Source organism: Bradyrhizobium sp. USDA 3364 (genome assembly GCF_054056355.1).
In genome coordinates this window covers 2,968,876-2,992,288 of record NZ_JBSRYG010000002.1, presented here as the reverse complement: position 1 = coordinate 2,992,288, position 23,413 = coordinate 2,968,876, and the positions used below count along the sequence as shown (strand labels likewise).

22 protein-coding genes and 2 pseudogenes are annotated in these 23,413 nt (G+C 64.4%); 8 read left to right on the top strand and 16 right to left on the bottom strand.

The genetic code is table 11. The features are described 5' to 3' along the window. Positions 1-240 precede the first annotated feature (240 nt). Positions 241-1,374: a hypothetical protein gene (locus tag ACVILL_RS14020; RefSeq protein ID WP_456729574.1), complete on the bottom strand. Its 1,134-nt coding sequence runs from the start codon at positions 1,372-1,374 to the stop codon at positions 241-243. 844 nt (positions 1,375-2,218) lie between these two features. On the opposite strand from ACVILL_RS14020, the gene ACVILL_RS14015 reads away from it, so the two are divergent. Together ACVILL_RS14015 and ACVILL_RS14010 are read left to right on the top strand one after the other, a co-directional pair. After that, positions 2,219-2,506, top strand: coding sequence for a hypothetical protein (locus ACVILL_RS14015; protein WP_456729573.1), 288 nt, complete (start codon positions 2,219-2,221; stop codon positions 2,504-2,506). A gap of 347 nt (positions 2,507-2,853) precedes the next feature. Then, positions 2,854-3,966 (top strand): helix-turn-helix transcriptional regulator, encoded by a 1,113-nt coding sequence (locus tag ACVILL_RS14010; RefSeq protein ID WP_456729572.1) that lies wholly within the window; start codon positions 2,854-2,856, stop codon positions 3,964-3,966. A 10-nt stretch (positions 3,967-3,976) separates the two neighbouring features. Here the strand turns inward: ACVILL_RS14010 and ACVILL_RS14005 are convergent, their stop codons facing one another. Next, entirely contained in the window at positions 3,977-4,744 is a 768-nt protein-coding gene (locus tag ACVILL_RS14005) for a dienelactone hydrolase family protein (protein ID WP_456729571.1), read from the bottom strand. Positions 4,745-4,915: 171 nt separating this feature from the next. On the opposite strand from ACVILL_RS14005, the gene ACVILL_RS14000 reads away from it, so the two are divergent. The 3 genes from ACVILL_RS14000 to ACVILL_RS13990 are packed head-to-tail and all read left to right on the top strand — an operon-like array spanning position 4,916 to position 6,402. Continuing rightward, on the top strand, positions 4,916-5,221 hold the full coding sequence (locus tag ACVILL_RS14000; RefSeq protein WP_456729570.1) for a hypothetical protein: 306 nt from the start codon (positions 4,916-4,918) through the stop codon (positions 5,219-5,221). Positions 5,222-5,231: 10 nt separating this feature from the next. Next, positions 5,232-5,873: a glutathione S-transferase family protein gene (locus ACVILL_RS13995; protein WP_456729569.1), complete on the top strand. Its 642-nt coding sequence runs from the start codon at positions 5,232-5,234 to the stop codon at positions 5,871-5,873. Positions 5,874-5,880: 7 nt separating this feature from the next. After that, a complete protein-coding gene (locus tag ACVILL_RS13990; protein WP_456729568.1) occupies positions 5,881-6,402 on the top strand; it encodes a DUF1697 domain-containing protein in 522 nt (173 codons plus the stop codon). Between the two features lie 114 nt (positions 6,403-6,516). Here the strand turns inward: ACVILL_RS13990 and ACVILL_RS13985 are convergent, their stop codons facing one another. The 6 genes from ACVILL_RS13985 to ACVILL_RS13960 all read right to left on the bottom strand — a co-directional run bounded on the left by ACVILL_RS13985 (position 6,517) and on the right by ACVILL_RS13960 (position 12,276). Continuing rightward, positions 6,517-7,740 carry a threonine ammonia-lyase gene (locus ACVILL_RS13985; protein WP_456729567.1) on the bottom strand — a complete coding sequence of 408 codons (1,224 nt, stop codon included), beginning with the start codon at positions 7,738-7,740 and terminating at the stop codon, positions 6,517-6,519. A 516-nt stretch (positions 7,741-8,256) separates the two neighbouring features. Then, on the bottom strand, positions 8,257-8,667 hold the full coding sequence (locus ACVILL_RS13980; protein WP_456729566.1) for an aminoacyl-tRNA deacylase: 411 nt from the start codon (positions 8,665-8,667) through the stop codon (positions 8,257-8,259). Positions 8,668-8,791: 124 nt separating this feature from the next. Beyond that, complete coding sequence (gene bchE, locus ACVILL_RS13975) at positions 8,792-10,318, bottom strand: magnesium-protoporphyrin IX monomethyl ester anaerobic oxidative cyclase (RefSeq protein ID WP_456729565.1); 1,527 nt, start codon at positions 10,316-10,318, stop codon at positions 8,792-8,794. Between the two features lie 160 nt (positions 10,319-10,478). Further along, positions 10,479-11,219, bottom strand: a complete 741-nt coding sequence (locus ACVILL_RS13970) for a di-trans,poly-cis-decaprenylcistransferase (RefSeq protein ID WP_456729564.1) — start codon at positions 11,217-11,219, stop codon at positions 10,479-10,481. Between the two features lie 30 nt (positions 11,220-11,249). Further along, entirely contained in the window at positions 11,250-11,672 is a 423-nt protein-coding gene (locus ACVILL_RS13965; RefSeq protein ID WP_456729563.1) for a transcriptional regulator, read from the bottom strand. Then, positions 11,659-12,276 carry a hypothetical protein gene (locus ACVILL_RS13960; RefSeq protein ID WP_456729562.1) on the bottom strand — a complete coding sequence of 206 codons (618 nt, stop codon included), beginning with the start codon at positions 12,274-12,276 and terminating at the stop codon, positions 11,659-11,661. The genes ACVILL_RS13965 and ACVILL_RS13960 overlap by 14 nt, the downstream gene beginning before the upstream one ends. Before the next feature lie 228 nt (positions 12,277-12,504). On the opposite strand from ACVILL_RS13960, the gene ACVILL_RS13955 reads away from it, so the two are divergent. Then, entirely contained in the window at positions 12,505-14,718 is a 2,214-nt protein-coding gene (locus ACVILL_RS13955) for a patatin-like phospholipase family protein (RefSeq protein WP_456729561.1), read from the top strand. 7 nt (positions 14,719-14,725) lie between these two features. Here ACVILL_RS13955 and ACVILL_RS13950 read toward each other — a convergent pair whose 3' ends face one another. The 6 genes and pseudogenes from ACVILL_RS13950 to ACVILL_RS13925 form a co-directional block, all read right to left on the bottom strand. Further along, positions 14,726-15,082, bottom strand: coding sequence for a DUF1428 domain-containing protein (locus ACVILL_RS13950; RefSeq protein ID WP_456729560.1), 357 nt, complete (start codon positions 15,080-15,082; stop codon positions 14,726-14,728). A 114-nt stretch (positions 15,083-15,196) separates the two neighbouring features. Beyond that, positions 15,197-15,935 (bottom strand): annotated as a pseudogene (locus ACVILL_RS13945) (DUF899 domain-containing protein). A gap of 19 nt (positions 15,936-15,954) precedes the next feature. Further along, positions 15,955-16,317 (bottom strand): annotated as a pseudogene (locus tag ACVILL_RS13940) (SRPBCC family protein); the annotation flags it as partial. Next, positions 16,302-16,757, bottom strand: a complete 456-nt coding sequence (locus ACVILL_RS13935) for an ArsR/SmtB family transcription factor (protein WP_456729559.1) — start codon at positions 16,755-16,757, stop codon at positions 16,302-16,304. The pseudogene ACVILL_RS13940 and the gene ACVILL_RS13935, both read right to left, overlap by 16 nt. Positions 16,758-16,886: 129 nt before the next feature. Next, a complete protein-coding gene (locus ACVILL_RS13930; protein WP_028335563.1) occupies positions 16,887-17,171 on the bottom strand; it encodes a DUF3551 domain-containing protein in 285 nt (94 codons plus the stop codon). A 165-nt stretch (positions 17,172-17,336) separates the two neighbouring features. Further along, on the bottom strand, positions 17,337-18,308 hold the full coding sequence (locus tag ACVILL_RS13925; protein WP_456729558.1) for a Bug family tripartite tricarboxylate transporter substrate binding protein: 972 nt from the start codon (positions 18,306-18,308) through the stop codon (positions 17,337-17,339). 164 nt (positions 18,309-18,472) lie between these two features. On the opposite strand from ACVILL_RS13925, the gene ACVILL_RS13920 reads away from it, so the two are divergent. After that, entirely contained in the window at positions 18,473-18,892 is a 420-nt protein-coding gene (locus tag ACVILL_RS13920; protein WP_456729557.1) for a VOC family protein, read from the top strand. A 183-nt stretch (positions 18,893-19,075) separates the two neighbouring features. After that, positions 19,076-20,656, top strand: a complete 1,581-nt coding sequence (locus ACVILL_RS13915; protein ID WP_456729556.1) for an AMP-binding protein — start codon at positions 19,076-19,078, stop codon at positions 20,654-20,656. Between the two features lie 16 nt (positions 20,657-20,672). On the opposite strand, the gene ACVILL_RS13910 is transcribed toward ACVILL_RS13915, so the two are convergent. Together ACVILL_RS13910 and ACVILL_RS13905 are read right to left on the bottom strand one after the other, a co-directional pair. Then, positions 20,673-21,962, bottom strand: a complete 1,290-nt coding sequence (locus ACVILL_RS13910; protein WP_456729555.1) for a cytochrome P450 — start codon at positions 21,960-21,962, stop codon at positions 20,673-20,675. A gap of 151 nt (positions 21,963-22,113) precedes the next feature. After that, positions 22,114-23,211 carry an HD-GYP domain-containing protein gene (locus ACVILL_RS13905; RefSeq protein ID WP_456729554.1) on the bottom strand — a complete coding sequence of 366 codons (1,098 nt, stop codon included), beginning with the start codon at positions 23,209-23,211 and terminating at the stop codon, positions 22,114-22,116. Positions 23,212-23,413 lie beyond the last annotated feature (202 nt).

The following is a 23,413-nucleotide window of genomic DNA, read 5'->3' as shown; positions in this document are numbered from 1 at the left end:
CCGGATCGCCTCGTTCCAGTGATCACGACGAAGTGCAGCTTCTCGGAACGCCGCGGCGCTGCAATTGCAGGGCGGTCGCGACCGCGCCGTCCCATTCGAGTGATGGCGCGGGCACCGACAGTTGCCATCAATGTGATGCCAGCGAGCGCTACCTCGGTATGGTCGAGGCCAGGCATGGTGCCTGCAAGGCGGCGCGTGCTTGACGTCGAATTGAACGGCAGGGGCCGTAGCTCGTGCCGCTCACAACGCGATGGCGTTCTTCAAGCGAGACGTCTCTTGATAGGCGGGCGACGCCAGGTGCTCGTACAGCCATGGCCGCGCGCGCCGGCCGCTGACCTCGTGCACGCCGTCGAAGACGTCGATGTCGATCAAACGCGGATGGGCTGATGATGCGTAGACGGACTGCATTTCCGCGAACTTCTCGTCGCGCCCGAGTTCCACCGCGTTTGCACCGTCGTGACTGCCGATCTCGACGAACAGCGGACACGGGCAAAGCAGGTATGCCAGCTGTGCGCCGGTATATTTGGCCCGGCTGCTGGCGAAATGAATGTAAGCCGCGAGTTCGATGCCGAGGTTCTTGCTGATGACGGACGACATCAGGTATTTTTTCTCGTCACGCATGTATCCGGAGACGACGGTCGGCCGCATCCGACCGCTGGCGGCTTCGAGATGGAGCGCGAGAAACGCGCCCCATGACACCCCGTAGACGCCGACATTCAGACCGGACGCTCCGGTCAGCTTGCGGCAGACGATTTCGCCGGCATCGATCGATGCACACGATACATTGTGCGCCGAGACGCCATGCGACGCCAGCATCGCGGCGATGTTGTTCTGGCTTTCCTGATTTCCGATCTGCACGATGTAAGGACACCAGACGACATAGCCGTCCTGGCATAGCCGCTTGCCGAGCGCGTTCATGTAATCCTTGTCGGCATCATCGAAGCAACGCTCCGGCGTGCTCGCCATGCCGTGGCCGAGCAGGATCAATCCCTTGAACGCGCCGTCGGGAATGCCAAGACATCCCCGCACCGGCACGCCGCATTCCAGGTCGAACTCGACCTTCACGACGGAAAATCCGTCCGCCGCGTCGCGCCAGAGAATCCGGATTTCGTCGCGAGACGGCCGATAGAGCCGCCGCTCCCGGAACAGGGACCGCATCTCCCTGCGAATGTCCGGACCGGTTGCGACCGCGCGCAGCTTTCCGCTGGCCGCGAGATCGAAGAACGACCGGCAGAACGTGTCGTAGCCAAGAGCCGGCAGATCGGTGTTCGCGCACGATCCCCTGCAATGACCGAGCGCCAGCGTGTTGCCGGCAACGGACGCGGGCCCGACCAGCGTCATCAACAATCCGGAAACCGCCCTGCGACTGATCATCGGCCCGCCTCGAGCCGGCGATGGCCCGAATGATTGACAGAGGTGACGGCCTCATGCGCGATGAGGTCAGGTTGAATGGCCATCGCGCGTCAGCCCGTCGCTCAAGCATGATCCTCTCGGAAAGCCGCTTCGCACGTTGCGCTACGCGGCCCTCCGGTCCGGATCATGTTCTAGCTGGCGCCATAGATCGCGCGGACACAAATTAAAGGATGTTCATGGTCGAAAGATCGCGCGCGCCGTTGCAAACCTGTGACGCTAGCGGCCCAGGCGCGCCGGCAATTCGCGCAAGGGACGTTTCGCGACGCTTCGGAATGTTTCCGATCGTCACGACTTCAAGTCTGCCGGACGTTGATCGTCGGGTCGTCACAATCAAGCCTTGATATCAAGTCTTGGGCTTGATCCCGGCGACTTTGGCATCGGCGGCTTTCGGCGCGTCGCCGAAATCGAGCTTCTTCTGGAAACCGATCTGCACGTTCAACGCCCATGGCTGGACCTCGTCGGGCCACCGGACCTGGCGGACGGAGGCTCCGGCGGTGCCGATACAGCCGTCGCCGAAATCGGGCGAAGTATGGCGACACGGATCCTTCCACCTCGACGCCGTTGCTCCTCACGGAGAAGAACGCGTTCGGCTGCACGATGTTGTGGCTGCGATCGAGGCCGAAGATATCGGTCGCGAGATAGGCAACCCGCGACAGAACGACCGACGTCCCGATCTCGCCCATTGTGTACTTGTAAGCAAAGCCGGGCATGAACGTGCGGCATCAGTGATTTTGATCATATAGTTAACGCTAAGTAATGGAGTACCAAACTACTTCAAGTTGTAGGCGAACTCGAGACGTGGATAGTGGCGGCCATCCAAGCAAGCGGCTTGGGCTCGATGACAACGGAGGAAGTCACGAAGAAGTATATCGTCGCCGTGCTCGGTGGCGGCGTGAACGTCCTGAACGGCAACAAGACCAACGTCTCGGCCATCCTGCCGGTCAGCCTCACGAACACCAACATCCTGTCCGGCATCCTGGGCGACGGTTGTTCGCACGGCGCGGCTGCAACTAAGTGCGATTGTCGGGAGGGCATCGAGGTACCCTCCCAACAGCTTCGAGCGCGAGCCTTCCGCATTCGCCTCGCTGTTTGATCAATTCATCCGCTCCCAACATCCGCGCTGCCTCGCCTGCTCATGACTCCTGCTCGCGTCACGGCGATACTCAGACGCTGAGGCTCCGGGGCATCCCACGGCAAGTCGTCATCGCCCTGCAAGGCAGGCCATGGCGCAAGCGCCCCCCTCCACCAAATTACTCTGCACGAGCCGATTGGCGTCATGGCGCGACACGGCAGGTATTCGGGAAAACCGACGAACTCGCCTAAATCATCTTGAGTGCCCCGGAATAGCCCGGACTCGTGGGCTGGGCCGAATTGCTCTACGCAATATTTCCGAGGTCGATGGGTTTATCTGTTGGGCAATAGCATTTTCCGGAATGACCGATGGCGAACGACCTGCATGAGCATCTGATCGAACTGGCCTATGAGGCCGCAGTCCTCCCCGAGCTTTGGCCGAATGTGCTGCATCAGGTCGGCGGGATTGCGCGTGCGCGCGGTATCGTGCTGCTGACAGCGGCCCCGCACGACGTCCGCTGGGTCGCATCCCCCGACATGCATGACGACACGGTTGCCTATGTCGAAGGGCGCTGGCACGAGCGCAACGGGCGGCTGCCGCGCCTGCTCGCGGCCAATCATGCCGGCTTCCTGCGCGACATCGACGTGTTCGATACGCCCGAGGAAGTGCAGCAGGATTACCAGATCCGCGAATTCTTCCGCCCGCGCGGGCTCGGATGGGGTGCCGGTACTGCGATCCCGGTGCCGAGCGGCGACGTGCTGATCTACAGCGTCGAGCGCGAATACCAGCATGGACCCATCGAGCGGGAAGCGATCGAGCAGCTTGATGCGCTGCGCCCGCATCTGGCGCGTGCGGCGCTGCTGTCGGCGCGGCTCGGGATGGAACGTGCCAGGGCGGCAACCGAATCGCTGGCGATGCTCGGCCTGCCCGCGGCGGTGCTGCGGCGCGGCGGCCGTCTGATGGCGGCCAACCCGCTATTCGATCGCCTGGTGCCCGACGTGATGCAGGATCGCGCCGAGCGCCTGACGCTTGCGGTGGCCTCCGGCGATGCGCTGTTCGCGCAGGCGCTGGCGGCGCTCGAGCAGGGGCTCATCAGCGTGGAGGTCCGCTCGGTGCCGATCGCCGCGCACGAGGATCGCCCGCCGCTGATCGTGCATCTGGTCCCGATCCACGGTAGCGCACGTGACTTGTTCGACCGCGCGTTGGCAATCGTGATCGTGACGCCGGTGGTGCCGGCCGAGGTGCCGACCGCGGAAGTGCTGCAGGGCCTGTTCGACCTGACGCCGGCGGAGGCGCGCGTCGCGCGCGGCATCGGCGAGGGGCGCACCGTCGAGGCCATCGCCGTCGCATTCGGCATCTCGCGCGAAACGGTGCGCAACCAGCTCAAGGCCGTGCTGGCGAAGACCGGGCTCGGCCGACAGGTCGAGCTAGCCGGACTGCTCGCCGGCGCGAGGGTGCCGCCGGGTTCGTCCACCGACTAGCCGATGAACTTCAAGCCGCGTTCAGGCGAGCCTGGAAGAAGCCGGCCACACGGCTGACCGCGTCAGTGGTCATCGGATCATTGTCCGCGAAGTCGAAACCGTGCGGCTTGCCGGGATATTTGATGATCTCGGCCGCGGCGCCGACCGACTTGCCGAGCCTGACAAGCTCCTCACCGCTGGCAAGCGGAACGTTGCGGTCGGCCTCGCCGTGCAACTCGATCATCGGCGGCAGATGCTTGACGTCAGGCACAATCTTGTCGGGCATGCCGCCATACAGCACGGCCAGCGCGGACACCCGCTCGTCACGGGCCGCCGTCGCCGCGGCAACATAGCCGCCGAGTGAAAAGCCGAGCAATCCGATCCGGCCGGAACTGTCCAGGCCTGCCAGCACCGCAGTCAGCACCGACGAGATGCGCGCGGCCCAGGCATCGAAACGCCCGGTCTCATAGGCCTCGCGGCGCTCGCGCGTGTGCATCATCTCGAACGCCTTCTCATCGGCCGGCGTGTAGTAGCGAACGAAATAGGCATCGATGCCGGCTGCCGTCAGCGCATTGGCATGACGCTCATAGGCCCGAGGCCTGAGATCGAAGCCACGCGAGCCGTGCAGCATGAGCACGGCCGGCCGCTTGCCGGCGCGCCCAGAGGCAAAACGGTTGAGGGTGACGTGGCCCTCGGCGGCGTCGACACTCAGTGTCTCGGCCATGGCCGCCGCGAGTGAACGTGATGCCGCCAGCAGGGCAAAGCCGCCAAGCACGCTCCGTCGGCTGATTGCTGGCATCGAAGAAACCTCGATTGAACGGCGAGACGTTGGCCGGACCGCACCGCTTTATCATGCCGGACTGCACGCCCGATAGAGTGCCTGGCCGGTGTTCAAACCGCGCCGGTTGCGCTAGTGATAGCTCCCCTCCCTGCGCCGCCCGGCGCATGTCCAGTCAATGAGTGTATCTGAATGGCCGAAGCCGACCTCGACGCCGTCATCCGGCAAACCGCAAAAGCCCAGACCAAGGCCGTGATGGCGGCTGCCAAGAAGCGCCAGGCCGTCTGGGTCGCGCGCGCGGCCAAGGCCAAGGACAAGGAGACCAAAGCGCGCTTCCGTTTCCTGGCCAAGAGCACGATGCTGAACGCGACCGCGACTGCCAAGCGATTGCAGAATTCGGCGGAGAACGCCGCCGACGCCTATGCCCGCGCCATGAAACGAGCGATGGAAGAGCCGCCGCCGGCCAAGAAGCCCGCAAAGAAGAAAGAGGACGCCTGAGAGGGGTTTCATGCTCACCGTCCACCATCTCGGCAAGTCGCAATCGGAGCGGATCGTCTGGCTGTGCGAGGAGCTGGAGATCCCCTATGAGCTGAAGTGCTACGCGCGCGATCCGGTCACGATCCTCGCGCCGGCCGACTACAAGGCGCTGCACCCGATCGGCGCCGCGCCCGTCATCACCGACGGCGAGCTGGTGCTGGCCGAATCCGGCGCTGTCGTCGAGTACATCGTCGCCCGATACGGCAATGGACGGCTGACGCTGCAACCCGATCATCCCGACTTCGCCCGGTTCCTGTACTGGTTTCACTTCGCCAACGGCACACTGCAGGCCCAAATGGGCCGCAGCAAGATCCTGAACCGCCTCAACCTCGCGGCCGACAATCCGATGCTGACGGCGACCAGGGTGCGCGTCGACCGCTCGTTCGACCTGATCGAAGCGCGCGTGCGCGACGCGCATTATCTCGCGGGCGATGCGTTCACGACAGCCGATATCATGATCGGCTTCTCGCTCACGACGATGCGCTATTTCCTGCCCTACGACCTCGGCCGCTGCCCCAGCATCAGGGACTATCTCGGCCGCATCGCCGCGCGCCCGGCCTATCAGCGCGCGATGCAGAAGGGCGATCCGGGCATGGCGCTGCTGCTGACGTGAGGCCGTGATGCCGCGTTACGTTGCCCTGCTGCGCGCGGTCAATGTCGGCGGCACCGGCAAGCTGCCGATGACCGAGCTGAAGGCGATGTGCGTCGCGGAGGGATTCGCCGACGTGCAGACCTATATCGCCAGCGGCAATGTCGTATTCTCCTCGAAGCTCGGCGCAGCGAGGGTCAAGGCCGCGCTGGAGAAGCGGCTGCAGGCCTATGCCGGCAAGCCGGTCGGCGTTGCCATCAGGAGCGCGGACGAGATCGCCGCGGTGCTGACGGCCAATCCGTTTCCGAAGCAGCCGCCGAACTTTACAGTCGCGATCTTCCTCGACGAGCCACCGCCCAAGGACGCCCTGAAGGCCATCAAGGGCCAGCAGGACGAAGAGGTGCGGCTCGGCAAGCGTGAGATCTATGTCGCCTATGGCAGCGGCATGGGCCGTTCCAAGCTGAAGATCCCCGCCGCCGCCAGGGGCACCGCACGCAACATCAACACGATCGCCAAGCTTGCCGAGCTCGCGGCGGGCGACGGTGAACCTTAGATCGCCAGGCTAAGTACCGTCATCCTAAGGTGCGAGCCTTGCGGCGCAATTGCGCCGCTGGGCGAACCTCGAAGGATGACGGTTCAAGCGTTCTGGCTCGCGCGGATTGCGTTGCTAGGTCTCCCGCACGGCGAATCCCGCCGCGCCGAGCTTCGTCAGCACGTCCTCCAGATGGGCGCGGTCGCGGGTTTCGATCACGAGCTCGAGCAGCGTCGCCTTCGCCGGCAGATCGGAGAAGGTGCGCTGATGCGAGACCTCGATGATGTTGGCGCCGGCATCCGCAAGCAGGATCGACACCGCCGCAAGCTGCCCGGGCCGATCAACGATGTCGAGCGCGAGCTGCGTCAGCCGTCCCTCGCGCGCGAGCTCGCGGGTCAGGACCGAGGCGATCAGCCTGGTATCGATATTGCCGCCGGTCAGCACCAGGCCGACATTGCGGCCGGCAAAGCGCGCGGGTGCCGCGAGCACCGCCGCGAGGCCGGCGGCGCCGGCGCCCTCGACCACCGTCTTCTCGATCGAGATCAGGGTCGCCACCGCGCGCTCGATCTGGTCCTCGCTGACCAGCACGATGTCGTCGACGAGCTCGCGCACGATTTTCGTGGTGATCCGCCCGGGCGCCTTGACCGCGATGCCCTCGGCAAGCGTGTCGCCACGCATCGGCAGCTGCTCGCCTTTGACGGCATTGTACATCGACGGATAGAGCTGGGCCTGCACGCCGACGACCTGCACCGACGGCTTCAGCGCCTTCGCGGCCGTGGCGATGCCCGAGATCAGCCCGCCGCCGCCGATCGGCACCACCAAAATGTCGAGCTCCGGCACCGCCTCGAGCATTTCGAGCCCGATCGTGCCCTGGCCGGCAATGATCAGCGGATCGTCATAGGGGTGGATCAGGATCAGGCCGCGCTCTGCGGCATGCGTGCCGACGAACGCAAAACATTCTTCCAGGGTCTGCCCGGTGATGATGACCTCGGCGCTATGCCGCCTGGTGTTCTCGATCTTCACCATCGGGGTCCCGATCGGCATCACGATGGCGGCGGGAATGCCGAGCCGCTTCGCATGATAGGCCACGCCCTGGGCATGATTGCCGGCCGACATCGCGATCACCCCGCGCTTGCGCTCTTCGGGGGACAGCGCCTGCAGGCGATTCAGCGCGCCGCGCTCCTTGAAGGTCGCGGTGAATTGCAGGTTCTCGAATTTGAGGAACAGGCGGCAGCCGCAGATCTCCCCCAGCGTGCGGCTCTCGTTGCACGCCGTGACCATGACCGAGCCCCGGATGATTTCGGCGGCACGGCGCACGTCGGCAAGGGTGACAGCGGTAGTCTCGGAAGGGTTCGGCATCGGGTTTCGCTTTGGACCGTTTCGTCAGACGGAACCTAGCGGGTTTCGGCGCCGAAAACGACCGCGCTATTGTGCGGTCAGCACCCGTTGCTCCGGCCTGGCCGGCGCGGCCAGCTGGGTCTCATCGCATTTGGGGCATAGCAGCGCGGTGCGGAAATGCTTGTCGAGCACAATGGTTCGCGTCCTGCCGCACTGGCAGCGCATCGGCTTATCCATGGAAGATCGGCCCGGGGTTCGAGATGCGAGGAAAGCGTGCGCTTAACTATCCCGGTCCGGTTAACCCAATATGACTTGAAGCCGGAAAAATCAGAAGAGGCCCGGACTCAGATCGAGGCCGTAGCTCGCTCTGAGCACCGCGACGAACAACACCGCAAGGGCGAACAATAGAACGTGCCGGGCGATCAGGCTCCGAAGCGAACCGGCCGAAAACGCGCGTGCAATCGATTGAGCCAAAGCAGTCATTTGCGACCTCCAGAGCCACGTCCCGAAGGTAGGTCGCGCGCGACGCTGCGAGGTTCAACGCGGCTCGCGGACCGGGCGGCGGCGCGCCGGCGCGCCACGCTCGGCGTGACGCCGCGCGCGCGCCCTGTTCCTGAAACGGCGACCGATCACGATCAGTGCGCCCTCTGCGCGGATCGCGATCTCTTCCGATGGCGCGGGCGGCAGATTGTCCTGTGTGACGGCTTCCAGCGCGCGCAGGAATTCTCGGCCGGCCGGTGTGATCTCCCAGCCTTCAACGTCACGCAGCACGTAACCATTGCTGAAGATGTCCAGATCGGGAATCCGCGACGCCAGACGCTTGACCCGCACATGCCAATCGTCGCCGCTCGACGAGAGAATGGCGAGGTCGCGCTTGAGCGAATCGAGTGTGGCTCTGCCGCTGACGTGACTGGCCAATATTTTTAGAATCGCAACCTGTATGCTCAACTCGACGCCTCGACCGCCACGGTTCTTTTTGTTCTGCGCAGCCGATCTGGAAATTATCGCGCTGATGACTCCAACGTCCAGTCATCAGCGCCAGTTATCCAGAAGACGGCGTGACTGTATGAACCTACGCCGCGCGTGATGTACCGACGCGACGCTCGGGCCGGTGCGACGACATCGCTTCCTCTTCACTATCCTGCGGCGCGCCCCAAAATTCCTGCACTGTCGGTCCGTGCTTCAATCTCCTGTCGCGCAGGAATCCGAGAATTTCGTGCGGCCAGACGCGACGCCCCATCTGTGTGTACCAGCGCATCGCATGACGAAGCCCGGCGTCGCGATGAAGCAGCACGCGAAGCAACGCCTTCGGGCGGCATTGCAGCACCATCTCGGTGAACTTGAACCAGAGCAGCACGCGCCACGGCGCCATATGGCGGGTCGCGAGCACCTGGTGCTTGTAGTCCCAGCGCCTGCGATCGGTCTGGATGACGCGCCGCTCTGCCGCTAGACGGAAATAGGGTGTCCAACGATGCGGCGTGACGTAGAGCATCTGGATCTGATCGGGATCGTACGACAACAACTGCCGCAAGCCACGCCAATGATCGCGATCGGTCTCCTCCTCGAAGCCGACCACCCAGGTCGCCATCGACAGGATGCCGTGCCGGCGCATCAGGCGGATTGCCTCGCGGTCGGTCGTGGTAGTTGCGCCCTTGCGGATCAGCTCCAGCGTCTTCTCGTCGGTGTTCTCCATGCCGAGCAGGAAGCGTTGCCAGCCCGCCTTCTTGTAGAGATGCAGGATGTCGGCATCGCGGACGATATCGTCGGCGCGGGTCGAGCCGACCAGGATCAGATCGACATTCTCCGCGATCAGGGCTTCGAGAAAGGTCCGCCAGGCCTTCTTCGAGACGGTCGGATTCTCGTCGGCGAAATTGATCACCTTGACGCCGTGCTCGCGGTGCAGCCGCGCCAGCTCCCTGGCGAAACGCACGGGATCGCGATGACGCCATCTCGTCCAGAAGCCGCGCTGGCCGCAGTAATTGCAGAGATGCGGACAGCCGCGCGAGAACTGCACGACGACGGCGCGCAGGCCGCCCCAGTAGCTGTAGCGCGCATGATCGATCAACTCCCAGCCGACGCGATAGGCGTCGAGATCGCGGATCACAGGCGTCGGCGGCGTGACGCGGGGGCCATAATCGTCGCGGAACGCGATGCCGTTGATGATGCGAAGATCGTCGCCGGTCTCCAGCGCCCGCATCAGGCGTCGCGCGGTCTCCTCGCCCTCCCCGCGCACGATCGCGGTCACGTAGCGCTCCTCGCGCAGGATGTCGCGCCAGTGATAGGTCGGGAATACGCCGCCATAGACGATCCGCACATTCGGCGCGGCCTTGACGATCGCCTGCGCCACCTCGGTGATGACGGGATGGCCCGAGGTCGAGCCGGAATGGCCGAACAACACGGCATCCGGCGAAAATCGCGAAGCTTCGGCCACGATTGCCGTGAGCGGCATCGGTCCGAACTCGGCATCGAGCAGACGAACCTGGTGGCCGTCGTCGATCAGCGGACCGCCGATCGACAGCAGGCCGAGCGGCGGCAGATGGTCGTCGGGAATCCGGCTGCCGATTGCCGGATGCGGCACGTTGATGAGAAGAATACGCATGGATGATCGCTCCCGCTTTTGGTTGGCGTGATCGGTCGTCCCCGCATGTTGTGATGGAGAGCCCAACCCCCCGGCCGGGCTTTTGGAATCGCTAGCGCAACCCTTCCTATTCGAGCATGATCCTTTCGGAAAACTGCTTCACACTTTTCCAGATCATGTTCTAGAGGTTCCGCACCTGCGCCGGCGCAATTGCAGTCAGCCCGCCGAAGCGGCGCTCGCGGCGATGGAAGGAGGCGAGCGCGTCGGCGAGATCGTCGGCGTCGAATTCGGGCCACATCCGCTCGGTGAAGTGCAACTCGGCATAGGCGCCTTCCCAGAGCAGGAAGTCCGACAGTCGCTTTTCGCCCGAGGTGCGGATGATCAGATCGACGTCGCGGAGGCCCGCTTCGCCAGTGATGAGATCGGCGAAGGTCTCGCGGCTGAGCTCGCCGGCGCCGGCCGCGCGCGCCGCCGCGTTCAGGATGGCGTCGCGCGCCGAATAGTCGATCGCGATGCGCAGATGCAACGTGGTGCCGCCGGCGGTCTCGGCCTCGGCGCGCGCGATGGCGGCGGCGATGCCGTCGGGCAGCCGGTCGCGGCGGCCGATCACGGTGAGGCGGACGCCGTTGCGCACGAGCGCTGCGATCTCGTTGGCGAGATAGAACCGCAAGAGCGCCATCAGCGCGGTTACTTCAGCCTTCGGACGGCGCCAATTGTCGCTCGAGAACGCGTAGAGCGTTAGCGTGCCGACGCCCTGGTCCGGCGCCGCCTCGACGATGCGGCGGATCGCCTCGACGCCCGCCTCATGCCCGCGCAGGCGCGACAGCCCGCGCCGCGTCGCCCAGCGGCCGTTGCCGTCCATGATGATGCCGACGTGAAGCCGCGTGACGGCTTCCGGCTTGAGCGCGACGTTACTTTGCATCACAAAGTCTCCGGACAAAAAATGGCATGTTCAAACCGGCTGGACACCGAGACGCCCAGATGGGCCTTCGTCCTTGCCGGCAGCCTTCTGGGCCGCGCCGGCGGCCTTCTGAGCCGTCCCGGCGGCCTTGGCCGCGTCGCGCACAAGCTGCTCGAGCACGGCGAGATAATCGAGGAAGCGACGCCGGCCGCTCTTGGTCAGACGGCAGGTGGTGTGCGGGCGATTGCCTTCATAGCCCTTGATGACGTCGACGAGGCCGGCCTCCTGCAGCACCTGCAGATGCCGGCTGAGATTGCCGTCGGTCAGGCCGCAGAGCTGCTTGAGATCGGCAAAGGCGAGCCCCTTCGGATGCGCCATCAGCGAGGTCAGCAGTCCGAGCCGCGCCTTCTCGTGGATGACGCGGTCGAGGCCATCATAGGCGAATGGCGCGGTGGTCACGTCAGTCTTCGACATCATTGCCTCCGGAAGCGAAATACAACAGTGCCGCGAGCAGCAACTGACCGATCGCGAAGGGCAGTCCCATGGTCCAGGGTGACAATGCGTGACTCTGGCTTGCGATCAGCAGCACCGTGAAGCCGCACAGGAAATACCAGGCGCCGCCGAGCGCGATCGTGCGCGGCAGCAGGCGGACCGAGGCGAACACGCCGAGGCTGACCAGCACCTGCCACAGCCCGGGCAGCATCCACAGCGTCTCGGGCGCGAATTTCCATTGCAGGATCGCGAGCAGCACGCCGGCAATCGCCGCGGGAACGAACTGCTCGATCGCCTGCTGCACCATCGCGTCCGCGAGGCCCGAATGATGCCGGCGCGAGCGCGCCTGCATCTCGATCCAGATCAGCATGGCGGACAGCAGCGCGGCCGCGGCCCAGCCGGCAAGGAACACGATCGGATGCGCGGTGGGATTGTCGAGCCAGATATACTGGGCAAGCGCCGTGACCAGCGCGATGCCGCTGGTGGCGGCGACGGTCGCCGGACCGTAGCCACGGAACGCGGTCCCCGCCGCAATCTGGCTGCGGATCGCGAGAATATCGGCCAACGCCTTGTCGAGATCGCGCATGATTCGCCCGTACTTTGTAATGCAAAGTATACGGGATCGCCAAGTAAACGCAAGCGCGATTGCCGTCGGCCGGAACCGCGGCCGCGACGCGGTTCAAACACGGTAAACAACAGATTGCCATTCACGCTTCGGTTGCGATACCATACGGCACAATTTCAGCGCAGCGACCCATTTCTGTGACCGGATCACGCCGTGGCCGGCCCGCACGCATTTCTGCCGGGAGTTTTCATGAACTTCACCAAGTTCCTCAATCGCATCGGCAGTTTCTTTCGACGTCTGCGACGGCTGTATCGCACGGTCGAAGATCTCCGCGTCATCGTCATCTGCCTCGCCATCGGCGGCGTCGCGCTGCTGTATCTGGATCAGGGCCGCGACGTCGTCCGGGCGCTGGTCGACAGCGCCAACGCCACGATGAGCAGCTGGACCATCCCGAAGGATGCGTGGCCGGCCATTGGCCGATGGGCTGCGTTCCTGGCGGCCTGCGTGTGGTCCGGCGTCAACGCATGGTATTGGTCGAACCTTCTCTACAAGACCCGGCAGGCACAGCAGCAACCGCTCTGGTTTCGCTATCTCCGCCGGGGCTTCGGGATTGCACCCCTGCTCGGCGCGATCGTCGCGATGCCGTTGAGCGCGCGGCACGGTTTCCAGGATGCCTGGGTCGGCATGACCATCTTCGCGATAGCTGCCGGGCTCCTGCTGGCCTTCTTCGTCTACCGCACGAAGCGGTTCGGTGCGCAGCCGGGCGTGCGGCCGTTCGCCGCGATCCCGCTTGAGCGTGGCGACTGGGCCTTCATCGCCGCGACGGTTACCGTCTCGGTGGCGATCTTTATGCTGCTCTGGATTTCGGGCGTCCGTACCGAGTTCGCATGGGCGCTGGGGCCCGCAGCCCTCGCCTATGGCGCGATCGGGTGCATCATTCCGATCACCAGCCTGGTGATCTTTCTGGTGCGGCAGCAGAGGATACCGATCGTCCTATTGGGCGGCATCGCCTTCGTGGTGTTCAGTCTGTTCAACGACAATCATCTGGTCCGCAGCCTTCAGGTCACGGCCGACATGTCGGCCCGTCCCACGCTCGAGCAGGCGCTGGCGCGATGGGAGGCCGGTCGCGCTCCCGACGAACCGATGATCCTGGTCGCGGCGGCCGGCGGAGCCTCGCGCGCCGCATATTGGACCGGCACCGTGATGCGCGCACTCGATGAACGCAGCGACGGCAAATTCTCCGATCATGTGTTCGCCATCAGCAGCGTCTCAGGCGGCTCGCTCGGCGCGATCGGCTATGCGGCATGGCTCGCCGATCGACCGCTGGCTTCCGAAGCGTCCGCCAGGGAGGCCCGGCTGGATTTCGTGCAGGCCTTCTTCGGCAAGGACTATCTGTCGCCCGCCATCGGCGGGCTGCTGTTCACCGACCTGTTGCAGCGCTTCCTGCCGGCGCCGGTCTTTCCCGACCGCGCCATTTCCCTGGAAGAGGCATTCGAGATCGGATGGGATCGGTCCGCGGCGGCCTGCGACCAGCCGCCATGCCCGGCGAAGGGTCGATTTGCAGGCGAGTTCACGGATATCTGGAGCAAGTCCCGGCTGCGGCGCGCCGACGGCCGATGGGTGCCGATCGTGCTCGCCAACGGCACCTATGTCGAGAACGGCAAGCGGATCATCACCGCGCCGATCCGCGTCGAAACCGACGCGTTCGAGGACACTTACGATTTCTATAAGCTGGCGCCGGCGCCGATCCGCGCATCGACCGCGGTGCTCAATTCCGCGCGCTTCACGATCGTCAGTCCGCCGGGACGCCTGGACGACGGCGCGACCACGAAAGGACGCATCATCGACGGCGGTTATTTCGAGAACGGCGGCATGGAGACCGTCTACGACCTCGCGCGCTATCTGAAGCGGACCGGACGCACCCGCAAGATCGTCATCATCGAGATCCTGAACGACGATACCATGAGCTCGGAGGACCTCGCACGGCACACCGGCAACGGGCCGGTTCCGGTCGAGGCAGCGAAAGACCAGCCGCGCTCGCCGTTCCTGATCGAAGTCACGTCGATCATCGGCGGCCTCTATCAAACGCGCAGCGCGCGCGGCGTGCTCGGCGCCAAGCGGGTCTCCGACACCCGAATGTCCGGCCTGGAGAATGCCGAGTTTCACTCGTTCGACCTCAGGCCCCTCGGCGACCACGCCTACACGGCGATGAGTTGGGTGCTCTCGCTTGGCACGCTCGATGCGATGGATGTGACCTTCAATTTCGACGCGGCGAAGGTCGACGATTTCCTCGCGAGCCGCCACTACACGCAGAGCATGGCCAAGACGATCGGCGACGATCTTCGCGAGGTCATTGCTCGCGCCACGGACAATCGCCGCCAGCTCGACGACGTGCTCAAGGCCCTGAACACCGAGATCAAGCCGCCGATGCTGCAAGCCCCGACGGCGCAGAAGCGAAAGTGACGACCCGTCAGACCTTCACGAGGCTGGCAAAGCCGCCATAGATCATCCGCTTGAGATCAAACGGCACGTCACCCTTGCCCATCGATTCCAGACGGGGATCCGCCATCACCTTGGCGTTGATCCTGTCGCGCTGGGCGCGCGACTTGTAGGTGATCCAGGCGAACACCACGGTTTCGCCGGCCTTCAGCTTCACGCTCTGCGGAAACGACGTCAGCTTGCCCGGCTTGACGTCGTCGGCGACCCATTCGCGATAATCCAGCGCACCGTGTTCGCGCCAGACCTTGCCAGCCATCTTCGACAGCTTCGCATAGGCTTTGAGTTTCTTCTTCGGCACCGCGACGACGAAACCATCGACGTAAGGCATGGAGAGGTTCCCGCTGTTTGGCTTCCGCGCCATTGCGAGCGGCAGCGAAGCAATCCATCTTTCCAAACGCTGAGGAATGGATTGCTTCGTCGCTGGCGCTCCTCACAATGACGATCAGCTGTGGCAGCACGATGCCTGAACCGGCGCCGGTTGGTATTGGTCACGTAGCCGCACCCAATCCATCGGATAGGGCAATCCCTCCTCGTGGCGGCCAAGCGGCGTCAGGTCGAGATAGTGGTAGAGCCGCATTCATCATGTCGAGGCCGCGTGCGAAGGTCGAGTAGGTATGGAAGACGGTTCCGGCTTCGTCGCGGTAGAACACGCTGATGCCGGGCAGCTCGGGCCCATAGAGCGGGGTCGTCCCATAATTGTATTTCGCGGTCCCCGCATCGATCTGCCCCTGTGTGAACGACACACCGTAATCATAGTTGAAATCGTTCGTTCCCGACGACACCCAGTCGAAGGTCCAGCCCATCCGCTGCTTGAAGGATTCGAGCTTTTCCAGTGGCGCCCGCGAAATCGCGACCATCGTGGTGTCGCGCGCGGCGAGATGCGGAACCATGCGCTCGAAACCGTCGACCCAGAACGAGCAGGCCTTGCAGGCGGCGTCCCACTCCGGCGCGAACATCACATGCTGCACAACGAGCTGCGGCCTGCCCTTGAAGAGATCGCCGAGCGTCATCTTGCCGCCAGGCCCGTCGAACTCATAGTCCTTGTCGACCTTCACCCAGGGCAACTCGCGGCGCTGCCGGCTCAGCGCTTCGCGGGCCTGGGTGAGCTCCTTCTCGCCGGACATCAGCGCCTTGCGGGCCTCGATCCATTGTTCGCGTGAAACGATCTTGTGCTGTTGCATGGGATGTTCCTTTTGCGGGTCAGGCGTCGACGTAGTGTTCCAGGTTGCCGAGGAACTCGGTCCAGCCGCGCTGGTGGTTGTCGCGCGCGGTCTCGTCGACGAACTGCGCGTGATGGAAGGTCAGCAGCGTGCCGCCGTCATCGGGCTTGATCGACACCGTCACCTCGGACTCGCGCTCCGGCGTCGAATGCCAGGCCCAGCTGAACACCAGCTTCTGGTTCGGCACCACCTCGCGATAGATGCCGCCGACCTCGTGATATTCGCCATTCGAGCCGGTGAACTTGATCCGGTAGCGTCCGCCGACGCGGACGTCGAGCTCGGCCTGCGTCGTGCCGGGCTTGACTTGGCCCGGCCCGAACCACTGCGCTAGGTTTTCCGGCTCGGTCCACGCGGCGTAGACTTTTTCCGGCCGCGCACGAAGGCGCCGCGTGAGGGTGAGGCTTGGACGCGCGGCAGGGCCGGCGGCGGCTGCGACTGCGGACTTGTTTGCCATGGGTCTTCCTCCACAAAAGCGGCAAGGCGGTCGAGATTGTCGGACCAGAATTGCGCATAGCGATTGAGCCAGTTCATCGCCTGCTCCATCGGCCTCGCGGTGAGCCGGCACGCCACCGTGCGGCCAGTCTTTTCGCGCGCGACGAGACCCGCATCCGTAAGCACGTCGAGATGCTTCATGATCGCCGGCAACGACATCGCGAATGGCTGCGCCAGCTCGCTCACCGACAGGCCATCCTGCTCGCCGAGCCGCGCCAGCAACGCGCGGCGGGTGGGATCGGAAAGCGCCGCAAAGGTGCGGTCCAGCGTCTCGTCCTGATACTTAACCATGTGGTTTAGTATAGGCGCAAACGGCGCAACGTCAAGCGCGCGACTTCACGATCGCGTCAGGATGGACCCAGCCGGGGGACGAACGTCAGGAACGGTGGCGACGGACCGCCTTGCGGTGATGCCGCAACGCTAGTCGGGATATACGGTCCGGTGCCGACGCTGATAGCGGCGCGGTGGCGGCGGCGGTTCGCTGAACAGGAAGCGCGGATTCTCGCCGCAATAGAGATAACGGCCGGACACGCTCGCGAGGCATTGCTGGTAGGTCCGGTAAGCGCATTCGCCGGGATAACCCAGGCTCGGGCCCTGCGCGCACCATGGGTAGTCATAAGGATCGGCGGAAGCTGGCGTGATACTCGCCGCGCCTGCGAGCGTCATCGTTCCCAGAACAAGCATTGCCAATCCCGATGCGCGCATGATCCGGCTCCTCGGACGCCGCAGTTAGCCAGGCGCGGCACCTTTGATAAGGTTCCTGAACGTCATTCTATTCCGCGTCAAGGCCGACGGCTTCGGCCGCGGACCGGCTGTACCACGCGGGCCACATTTGTCCCGCGCGATCCAGCATCGCGCCTCTTGCGAGGCCTACTCGACCTTGAGGCCGGCGAACTCGACCACCTTCTTCCACTTGTCGGTTTCGGCCTTGATGTCGTTGCCGAAGGCTTCCGGCGTCTGGATCAGCGGATCGCCGCCGAGCTCGACAAGACGCTTCTTCATGTCGGGTTCGGCGAGCACGGCGTTGATCTCGGCGTTGAGCTTGGCGATCAATTCCTTCGGCGTGTTCTTCGGCGCACCCATGCCGAACAGCGCGCTCGCCTCATAGCCCTTGACGGTGTCGGCGACCGGCGGCACGTCGGGCAGTTGCGAGGAGCGTTCCGTTGACGTCACAGCGAGTGCGCGCAATGCACCGGAGCGGATGTGCTGGATGATCGACGGCATATTGTCGAAGATCACCTGCACCTGGCCGCCGAGCATGTCGGTGATTGCTGGCGCAGCACCGCGATACGGCACGTGCTGCATCTTGCAGCCGGTCATCGCCATGAACATCTCGCCGGAGAGATGCACCGAGGTGCCGTTGCCGGAAGAGGCCATGTTCACCTTGCCGGGATTGGCCTTCACATATTCGATGAATTCGGCGACGGTCTTCGCCGGCACGTCCTTGTTGACGGTCATCACGTTCGGCACGCGGTTGAAGGACGCCACCGGCGCGACGTCGCGCACGAAATTGAACTTCAGATTGGCGTAAAGCGAGGAGTTGATGTAGTTCGCCGGATTGACCAGCAGCACGGTGTAGCCGTCCGGCTCGGCGTTGATCGCGGCCTCGGTTCCGATATTGTTGCCGGCGCCCGGCTTGTTCTCGATCACGAACTGCTGGCCGAGCTTCTCCGACAGCCGCTGCCCGATCAGGCGCGCGATGATGTCGGTGGCGCCGCCCGGCGGATAGCCCACGATCCAGCGCACCGGCCGCGCCGGATAGTCGGCTGCGGACGCGCGGCCGATCGCGAACGTCGAAATTCCCGACCCGATCAGGCTCAGCGCAGTGCGGCGTGAAATCATGAAGTCTCTCCCAATCCGGCAGGGTTTGGTGCCCTGCCCGTTTCTGTTGCGTTGCGTGCGGCGCGGTTTTAACAAACAATGTCAGATGCGACCAGTGCGACACGTGCGACACTGACCGCGACGAAAGACTAAGCTGCAACGCGTTGGACCGAAAAGGATCGATCATGTCCGTCAAGGTGAATGGGCTCGACCATCTCGTGATCAACGTCACCGATGTCGTGCGCTCGGTTGCCTGGTACAGCAGGATCCTCGGCATGGAGGTGAAGGTGTTCGACCCCGGCAAGGGCAAGACACCGCGCACCTCGCTGGTGTTCGGCAACCAGAAGATCAATGTGCGGCCGCGCGATGCCGACAAGGTGGATTGGTTTACCGCCGATCATGAAGCGGCAGGCAGCGACGATCTCTGCTTTCTCACCTCGAGCACGCCTGACGAAGTGGTCGCGCATCTGAAGGCCAATGGCGTCAGGATCGAGGAAGGCCCGGTGGCCAAGCAGGGCGCGCGCGGCACGCTGCGCTCGGTCTATTGCCGCGACCCCGACGGCAGCCTGATCGAGATCTCGTCGTATGAGAGGGACGCAACGTAGCTTTCGTTCGTGATGGTGAGCGCGCATGCGCGCGCCCGATGAGCGACGCAATCGATGCGTTCCACGCGGCGGAACGGATTGGCCGGATCGCGTCAAATCCTGAATTGCTCTCGGCGCACACCGATGGCAGAACTGCTCCCAACCAAGACCAATGGCGGCCGGCAAGGCTGCGCGGGAGGACATATGAGCGTTTCAAAGCCGGTGCCGGGCATCGTCGGACCGTTTGCCGGGCTCGACGTGCCATGGCTGCTCAAGATGCGCGCCGAGATGCGCCGCGATCATCCATTCCTGATCTGGGCGCCATTCGACGCGCCGGCGCGGCGCTGGAGCTACGGCGAATTCCATGAGCGCGTCGGCGCGCTGGCCGCGGGCCTCGCCAAGCGGCGCATCAAACAGGGCGATTATGTCCTGATCCATCTCGACAATTGCATCGAGGCGATCATGTCGTGGTTCGCCTGTGTCGAGCTCGGCGCCATCGCCGTCACCACCAACACCCGCTCGGCCGCAGCCGAGATCCAATATTTTGCCGGCCATTGCGGCGCGGTCGCCGCGATCACCCAGCCGGCCTATGCCGAACTGATATCAGCGAACTGCAAGAGCCTGCGCTGGATCGCGGTGACCTCGCACGACGCGGGGCAAGCGCCGGCCCAGGCCCCCGCGCGCGGCGACAGCTTTGAGGCGTTGTTTGCCGACAGCGCGGAGCGGCCGCGCCGCCCGACCGATCCGCTCGCACCATGCAGCGTGCAATACACCTCCGGCACCACGTCGCGGCCGAAGGCGGTGCTGTGGACGCATGCCAACGCGCTGTGGGGCGCCAAGATCAACGCCGCGCATCAGGACCTGCACGCCTTTGACGTGCATCAGACCTATCTGCCGCTGTTCCACACCAACGCGCTGGCCTATTCGATGCTGGCGAGCCTGTGGGTCGGGGCGACCTGCGTGATCCAGCCGCGCTTCTCGGCGAGCCGCTTCTGGCCGGTGGCACTCGAGCACGGCTCGACCTGGACCTCGACGATCCCGTTCTGCATGAAGGCGCTGCTGGAGCACGAGGTCCCGAAGCACCACAAGTTCCGGCTCTGGGGCACCGCCGTGAACGAGCCGCCGCCATTCGCTGTGTTCGGCATCAAGATCATCGGCTGGTGGGGCATGACCGAGACCATCACCCACGGCATCATCGGCGAGGTCGATCAGCCGAACACGCCGATGTCGATCGGCCGCGCCGCGCCGGAATACGAGATCCGCATCACCAACGACGACGGCACGCCGACCGGCGTCGGCGAGACCGGCAACCTCCTGATCAAGGGCATTCCCGGCCTGTCGCTGTTCGCCGAATATCTGCACAACGAGAAGGCGACGCGCGAAAGCTTTGACCAGCACGGCTACTTCATCACCGGCGACCGCGTCACGATGCTGGAGCATGGCTATATCAAGTTCGGCGATCGCTCCAAGGACATGCTGAAGGTCGGCGGCGAGAATGTCGCCGCGTCCGAGATCGAGCAGGTGATCGCGGTGGTGCCGGGCGTCCGCGAGGCCGCCGTGGTGGCGAAGAAGCATCCGATGCTGGACGAGGTGCCGGTCGTCTTCATCATCCCGCAAACCGGCGTCGCGGCGCTGCCTGCCGACCTGCACGACAAGGTGATGACCGCGTGCCGCTCAGCGCTCGCCGACTTCAAGGTGCCGCGGGAAATCCGCTTCGTCGACGAGATGCCACGCTCGACGCTGGAGAAGGTCGCCAAGGCGGAGCTGCGGAAGATGCTGGAGTGATGCGGCCCCCGCCGTGTCATTCCAACTCGAACCGGATCGGCAGCTTCTTCGGGCCGTTGACGAAATAGGCCTGCGTCATCTTCACCTCGCCGTCGAGCGACAGCGACTTCAGCCGCGGCAACAGCTCCTCGAACAGGATGCGCATCTCGAGCTTGGCCAGATACTGGCCGAGGCAGAGATGCGCGCCGTACCCGAACGCGACATGGCGATTGGGCTTGCGGTCGCTGCGGAAGCGATCGGGATCTTCGAACACCTCTTCGTCGCGATTGCCTGACGCGTAGCACAGCATCAGCCAGTCGCCCTTGGCGATCTTGCGGCCGCCGAGCTCGGTATCCGAGGTGGCCGAGCGCATGAAATGCTTGACCGGCGTCATCCAGCGGATCGACTCGTCGACCAGGCCCGGGATCAATTCCGGGTTGGCCTTCACCTTGGCGAATTCGGCGGGGTCCCGGGCCAGCGCCCAGATCGCGCCCGCGGTCGAGGATGAAGTAGTGTCGTGCCCTGCGGTCGCGACGATCATGTAGTAGCTGGTCTGATCGTGCTCCGGCATGTAGTCGCCGCCGATCTTGGCATTGGCGATGACGGTGGCGAGATCGTCGCGCGGATTCTGCCGGCGCTCCTCGGTGATCTTGCGGAAGTAAGCCGAGAAATCGGCGATGATCGCCTGCAGCATCGCCGAGACCTGTTCGGCGCTGAGCGCGTCGCGGACGCGCGCGGTGTCGGGATCCTGCGGGCCGAACAATTCCTGCGTCAGCTTGAGCATGCGCGGCTCGTCCGCTTCGGGCACGCCGAGGATCTCCATGATGACGTGCAGGGGATAGCCAAGCGCGACATCCTCGACGAAATCGCAGGCTCCGCCCCGCTCGAGCATGCGCTGCACCGTGGCGCGCGCGATCTCGCGGACGCGGCCCTCGAACTTGCCGAGATTATTCGGCATGAACCAGCCCTGCGTCAGCGCGCGGTATTTCGGATGGTCGGGCGCGTCCATCTGCACCAGCGAGCGCACCAGATTGGGCCCGCCGGTGATCTTGCGAACGCGTTCCTCGAGCGCCCGGTTCGTCAGCGTGGTCGGCCGGTCGGCGTTGTGGAACAGGTCGTTCTGGCGGCTGATCGCCTGGATATGGGCGTGCTTGGTCACCACCCAGAACGGATCGAACTTCTCGGGCCGCGCGATCCCGAGCGGATTGTTGGCGCGCAGCCAGCGATAGCTGTCGTGGATGCGGTTGTCGGCATAGGCGGCCGGATCGACGAGGGTTGCCGCAATGTCTGCGGGGATGTCGAGATCCCCGGTGGTTGCCGTGTCCATGATCGTTCTCATCCGCGTAAATCGGTCATGCCGATGATCGCCGGAATCTAGGCGGGGTCAAGGACGCGGACTTGCGTTGATTGGCTAAAAGCCCTGCCTCAAACGTCATTGCGCGGCGGGCCGGCGCAATGACGGCAAAAGCCGCGCGGTCTCAATAATGCCCGAACGCCACCGGGCGGAAGGCCTGCAGCAATTGCTGGTCGAGCTTCCCGCCCATCTCCTCCATCATGGAGAACGCCTTGGCGTGGGTGAACTGCAGCCGGTAGGCACGTTTCTCGACCAGCGCGGCATAGACATCGACGATCGTGGTGACGCGGACGATGTCGCTGATCTGGTTGCCGCTGAGGCCGTTCGGATAGCCCGTGCCGTCGAGGAATTCGTGATGGTGCAGGATCACGTCGAGCATTTCCGGCGGGAAGCCGCCCTGCGCCGACAGCGCCTCGTAGCCGCGGCGCGGATGCTCGCGCATCTCGGCCATCTCCTCGACCGTCAGCGCACCGGGCTTGTCGAGCAGCGCGACCGGAACGAACGCCTTGCCGACATCGTGCAGCAGTGCGGCGCGGGCGAGCCGGCGCTGGTCGTCCTCGCGCATGCCGAGATGCTGCGCGAACGCGACTGCAAAGCCGGTCACGAACAGGCAGTGGCGGTAGGTCTCCTGGTGATGGCAGCCGACGGTGGTCAACCATTCACGCAGCGAATTGTGCTTGATCGCCTTGAGGATCTTGTTTTCGGCGGCAACGATGTCCTCGAACTTGAGCGGCTCGCCGGCGCGCATCCGCTCGAACATCTTGACCATCACGCCATGCGCGGCCTCGACGCCGCGGTTGAGCGCCTTGCCGCGATCGGTCTCGTCAAAGCCGCTGTTATCGGGAAACGCGGCGCGGATGCGTTGCAGCAGGCCGCGCGCATCGAACGGTCGCGAGATCGTGTCGGTGGCGCCCAGCGCCCAGGCCTGCATCGAGGCGTGATGCAGCGCATCCGCCAGCACGAACAGCCGCGGCATCTCGCGATAGGCATCGGCCTGCAGCTTGGCGCGGACCATCTGCACGGCTTCGGGCGAGCGCAGGTTGATGTCGACGACGATACCGGAGAGATCGTGGGCCGGCTGTTCGGGAATATCCGATGTCAGAACGGTGTCGACCTCGCCCACCGAGCGCAGGATGCTGGCCAGTTCGTGGCTTTGATCGCTTCGATCTGACGCCAGCAGGAGGCGGCGCTTCGAAGTCTGGTTGTTGGCTAACGCTGTCATGAAATCCCCGTCGCGGTAACGACCGACACTGGACGCTACCTGACGATGCGTTCCCTCCAACTTAATGGGGATGCTGAACGGCGGCTGAGCGCAATGGATACAATTTGAGGGACCGCCAAATCCGCCAGCAAAATCAGGCCGGCCGAAAATCCACGCGGCAGGACGCATCGCCGGCCAATCATGAATTTTGCGGCGCCAAAGT

Bases quoted from the DNA above. Each gene is read 5' to 3' on its own strand.
- ACVILL_RS14020 (WP_456729574.1), bottom strand. From the start codon at position 1,374: ATGATCAGTCGCAGGGCGGTTTCCGGATTGTTGATGACGCTGGTCGGG.
- ACVILL_RS14010 (WP_456729572.1), top strand. From the start codon at position 2,854: ATGGCGAACGACCTGCATGAGCATCTGATCGAACTGGCCTATGAGGCC.
- ACVILL_RS14005 (WP_456729571.1), bottom strand. From the start codon at position 4,744: ATGCCAGCAATCAGCCGACGGAGCGTGCTTGGCGGCTTTGCCCTGCTG.
- ACVILL_RS14000 (WP_456729570.1), top strand. From the start codon at position 4,916: ATGGCCGAAGCCGACCTCGACGCCGTCATCCGGCAAACCGCAAAAGCC.
- ACVILL_RS13995 (WP_456729569.1), top strand. From the start codon at position 5,232: ATGCTCACCGTCCACCATCTCGGCAAGTCGCAATCGGAGCGGATCGTC.
- ACVILL_RS13990 (WP_456729568.1), top strand. From the start codon at position 5,881: ATGCCGCGTTACGTTGCCCTGCTGCGCGCGGTCAATGTCGGCGGCACC.
- ACVILL_RS13985 (WP_456729567.1), bottom strand. From the start codon at position 7,740: ATGCCGAACCCTTCCGAGACTACCGCTGTCACCCTTGCCGACGTGCGC.
- bchE (WP_456729565.1), bottom strand. From the start codon at position 10,318: ATGCGTATTCTTCTCATCAACGTGCCGCATCCGGCAATCGGCAGCCGG.
- ACVILL_RS13970 (WP_456729564.1), bottom strand. From the start codon at position 11,219: ATGCAAAGTAACGTCGCGCTCAAGCCGGAAGCCGTCACGCGGCTTCAC.
- ACVILL_RS13965 (WP_456729563.1), bottom strand. From the start codon at position 11,672: ATGTCGAAGACTGACGTGACCACCGCGCCATTCGCCTATGATGGCCTC.
- ACVILL_RS13960 (WP_456729562.1), bottom strand. From the start codon at position 12,276: ATGCGCGATCTCGACAAGGCGTTGGCCGATATTCTCGCGATCCGCAGC.
- ACVILL_RS13955 (WP_456729561.1), top strand. From the start codon at position 12,505: ATGAACTTCACCAAGTTCCTCAATCGCATCGGCAGTTTCTTTCGACGT.
- ACVILL_RS13950 (WP_456729560.1), bottom strand. From the start codon at position 15,082: ATGCCTTACGTCGATGGTTTCGTCGTCGCGGTGCCGAAGAAGAAACTC.
- ACVILL_RS13935 (WP_456729559.1), bottom strand. From the start codon at position 16,757: ATGGTTAAGTATCAGGACGAGACGCTGGACCGCACCTTTGCGGCGCTT.
- ACVILL_RS13930 (WP_028335563.1), bottom strand. From the start codon at position 17,171: ATGCGCGCATCGGGATTGGCAATGCTTGTTCTGGGAACGATGACGCTC.
- ACVILL_RS13925 (WP_456729558.1), bottom strand. From the start codon at position 18,308: ATGATTTCACGCCGCACTGCGCTGAGCCTGATCGGGTCGGGAATTTCG.
- ACVILL_RS13920 (WP_456729557.1), top strand. From the start codon at position 18,473: ATGTCCGTCAAGGTGAATGGGCTCGACCATCTCGTGATCAACGTCACC.
- ACVILL_RS13915 (WP_456729556.1), top strand. From the start codon at position 19,076: ATGAGCGTTTCAAAGCCGGTGCCGGGCATCGTCGGACCGTTTGCCGGG.
- ACVILL_RS13910 (WP_456729555.1), bottom strand. From the start codon at position 21,962: ATGGACACGGCAACCACCGGGGATCTCGACATCCCCGCAGACATTGCG.
- ACVILL_RS13905 (WP_456729554.1), bottom strand. From the start codon at position 23,211: ATGACAGCGTTAGCCAACAACCAGACTTCGAAGCGCCGCCTCCTGCTG.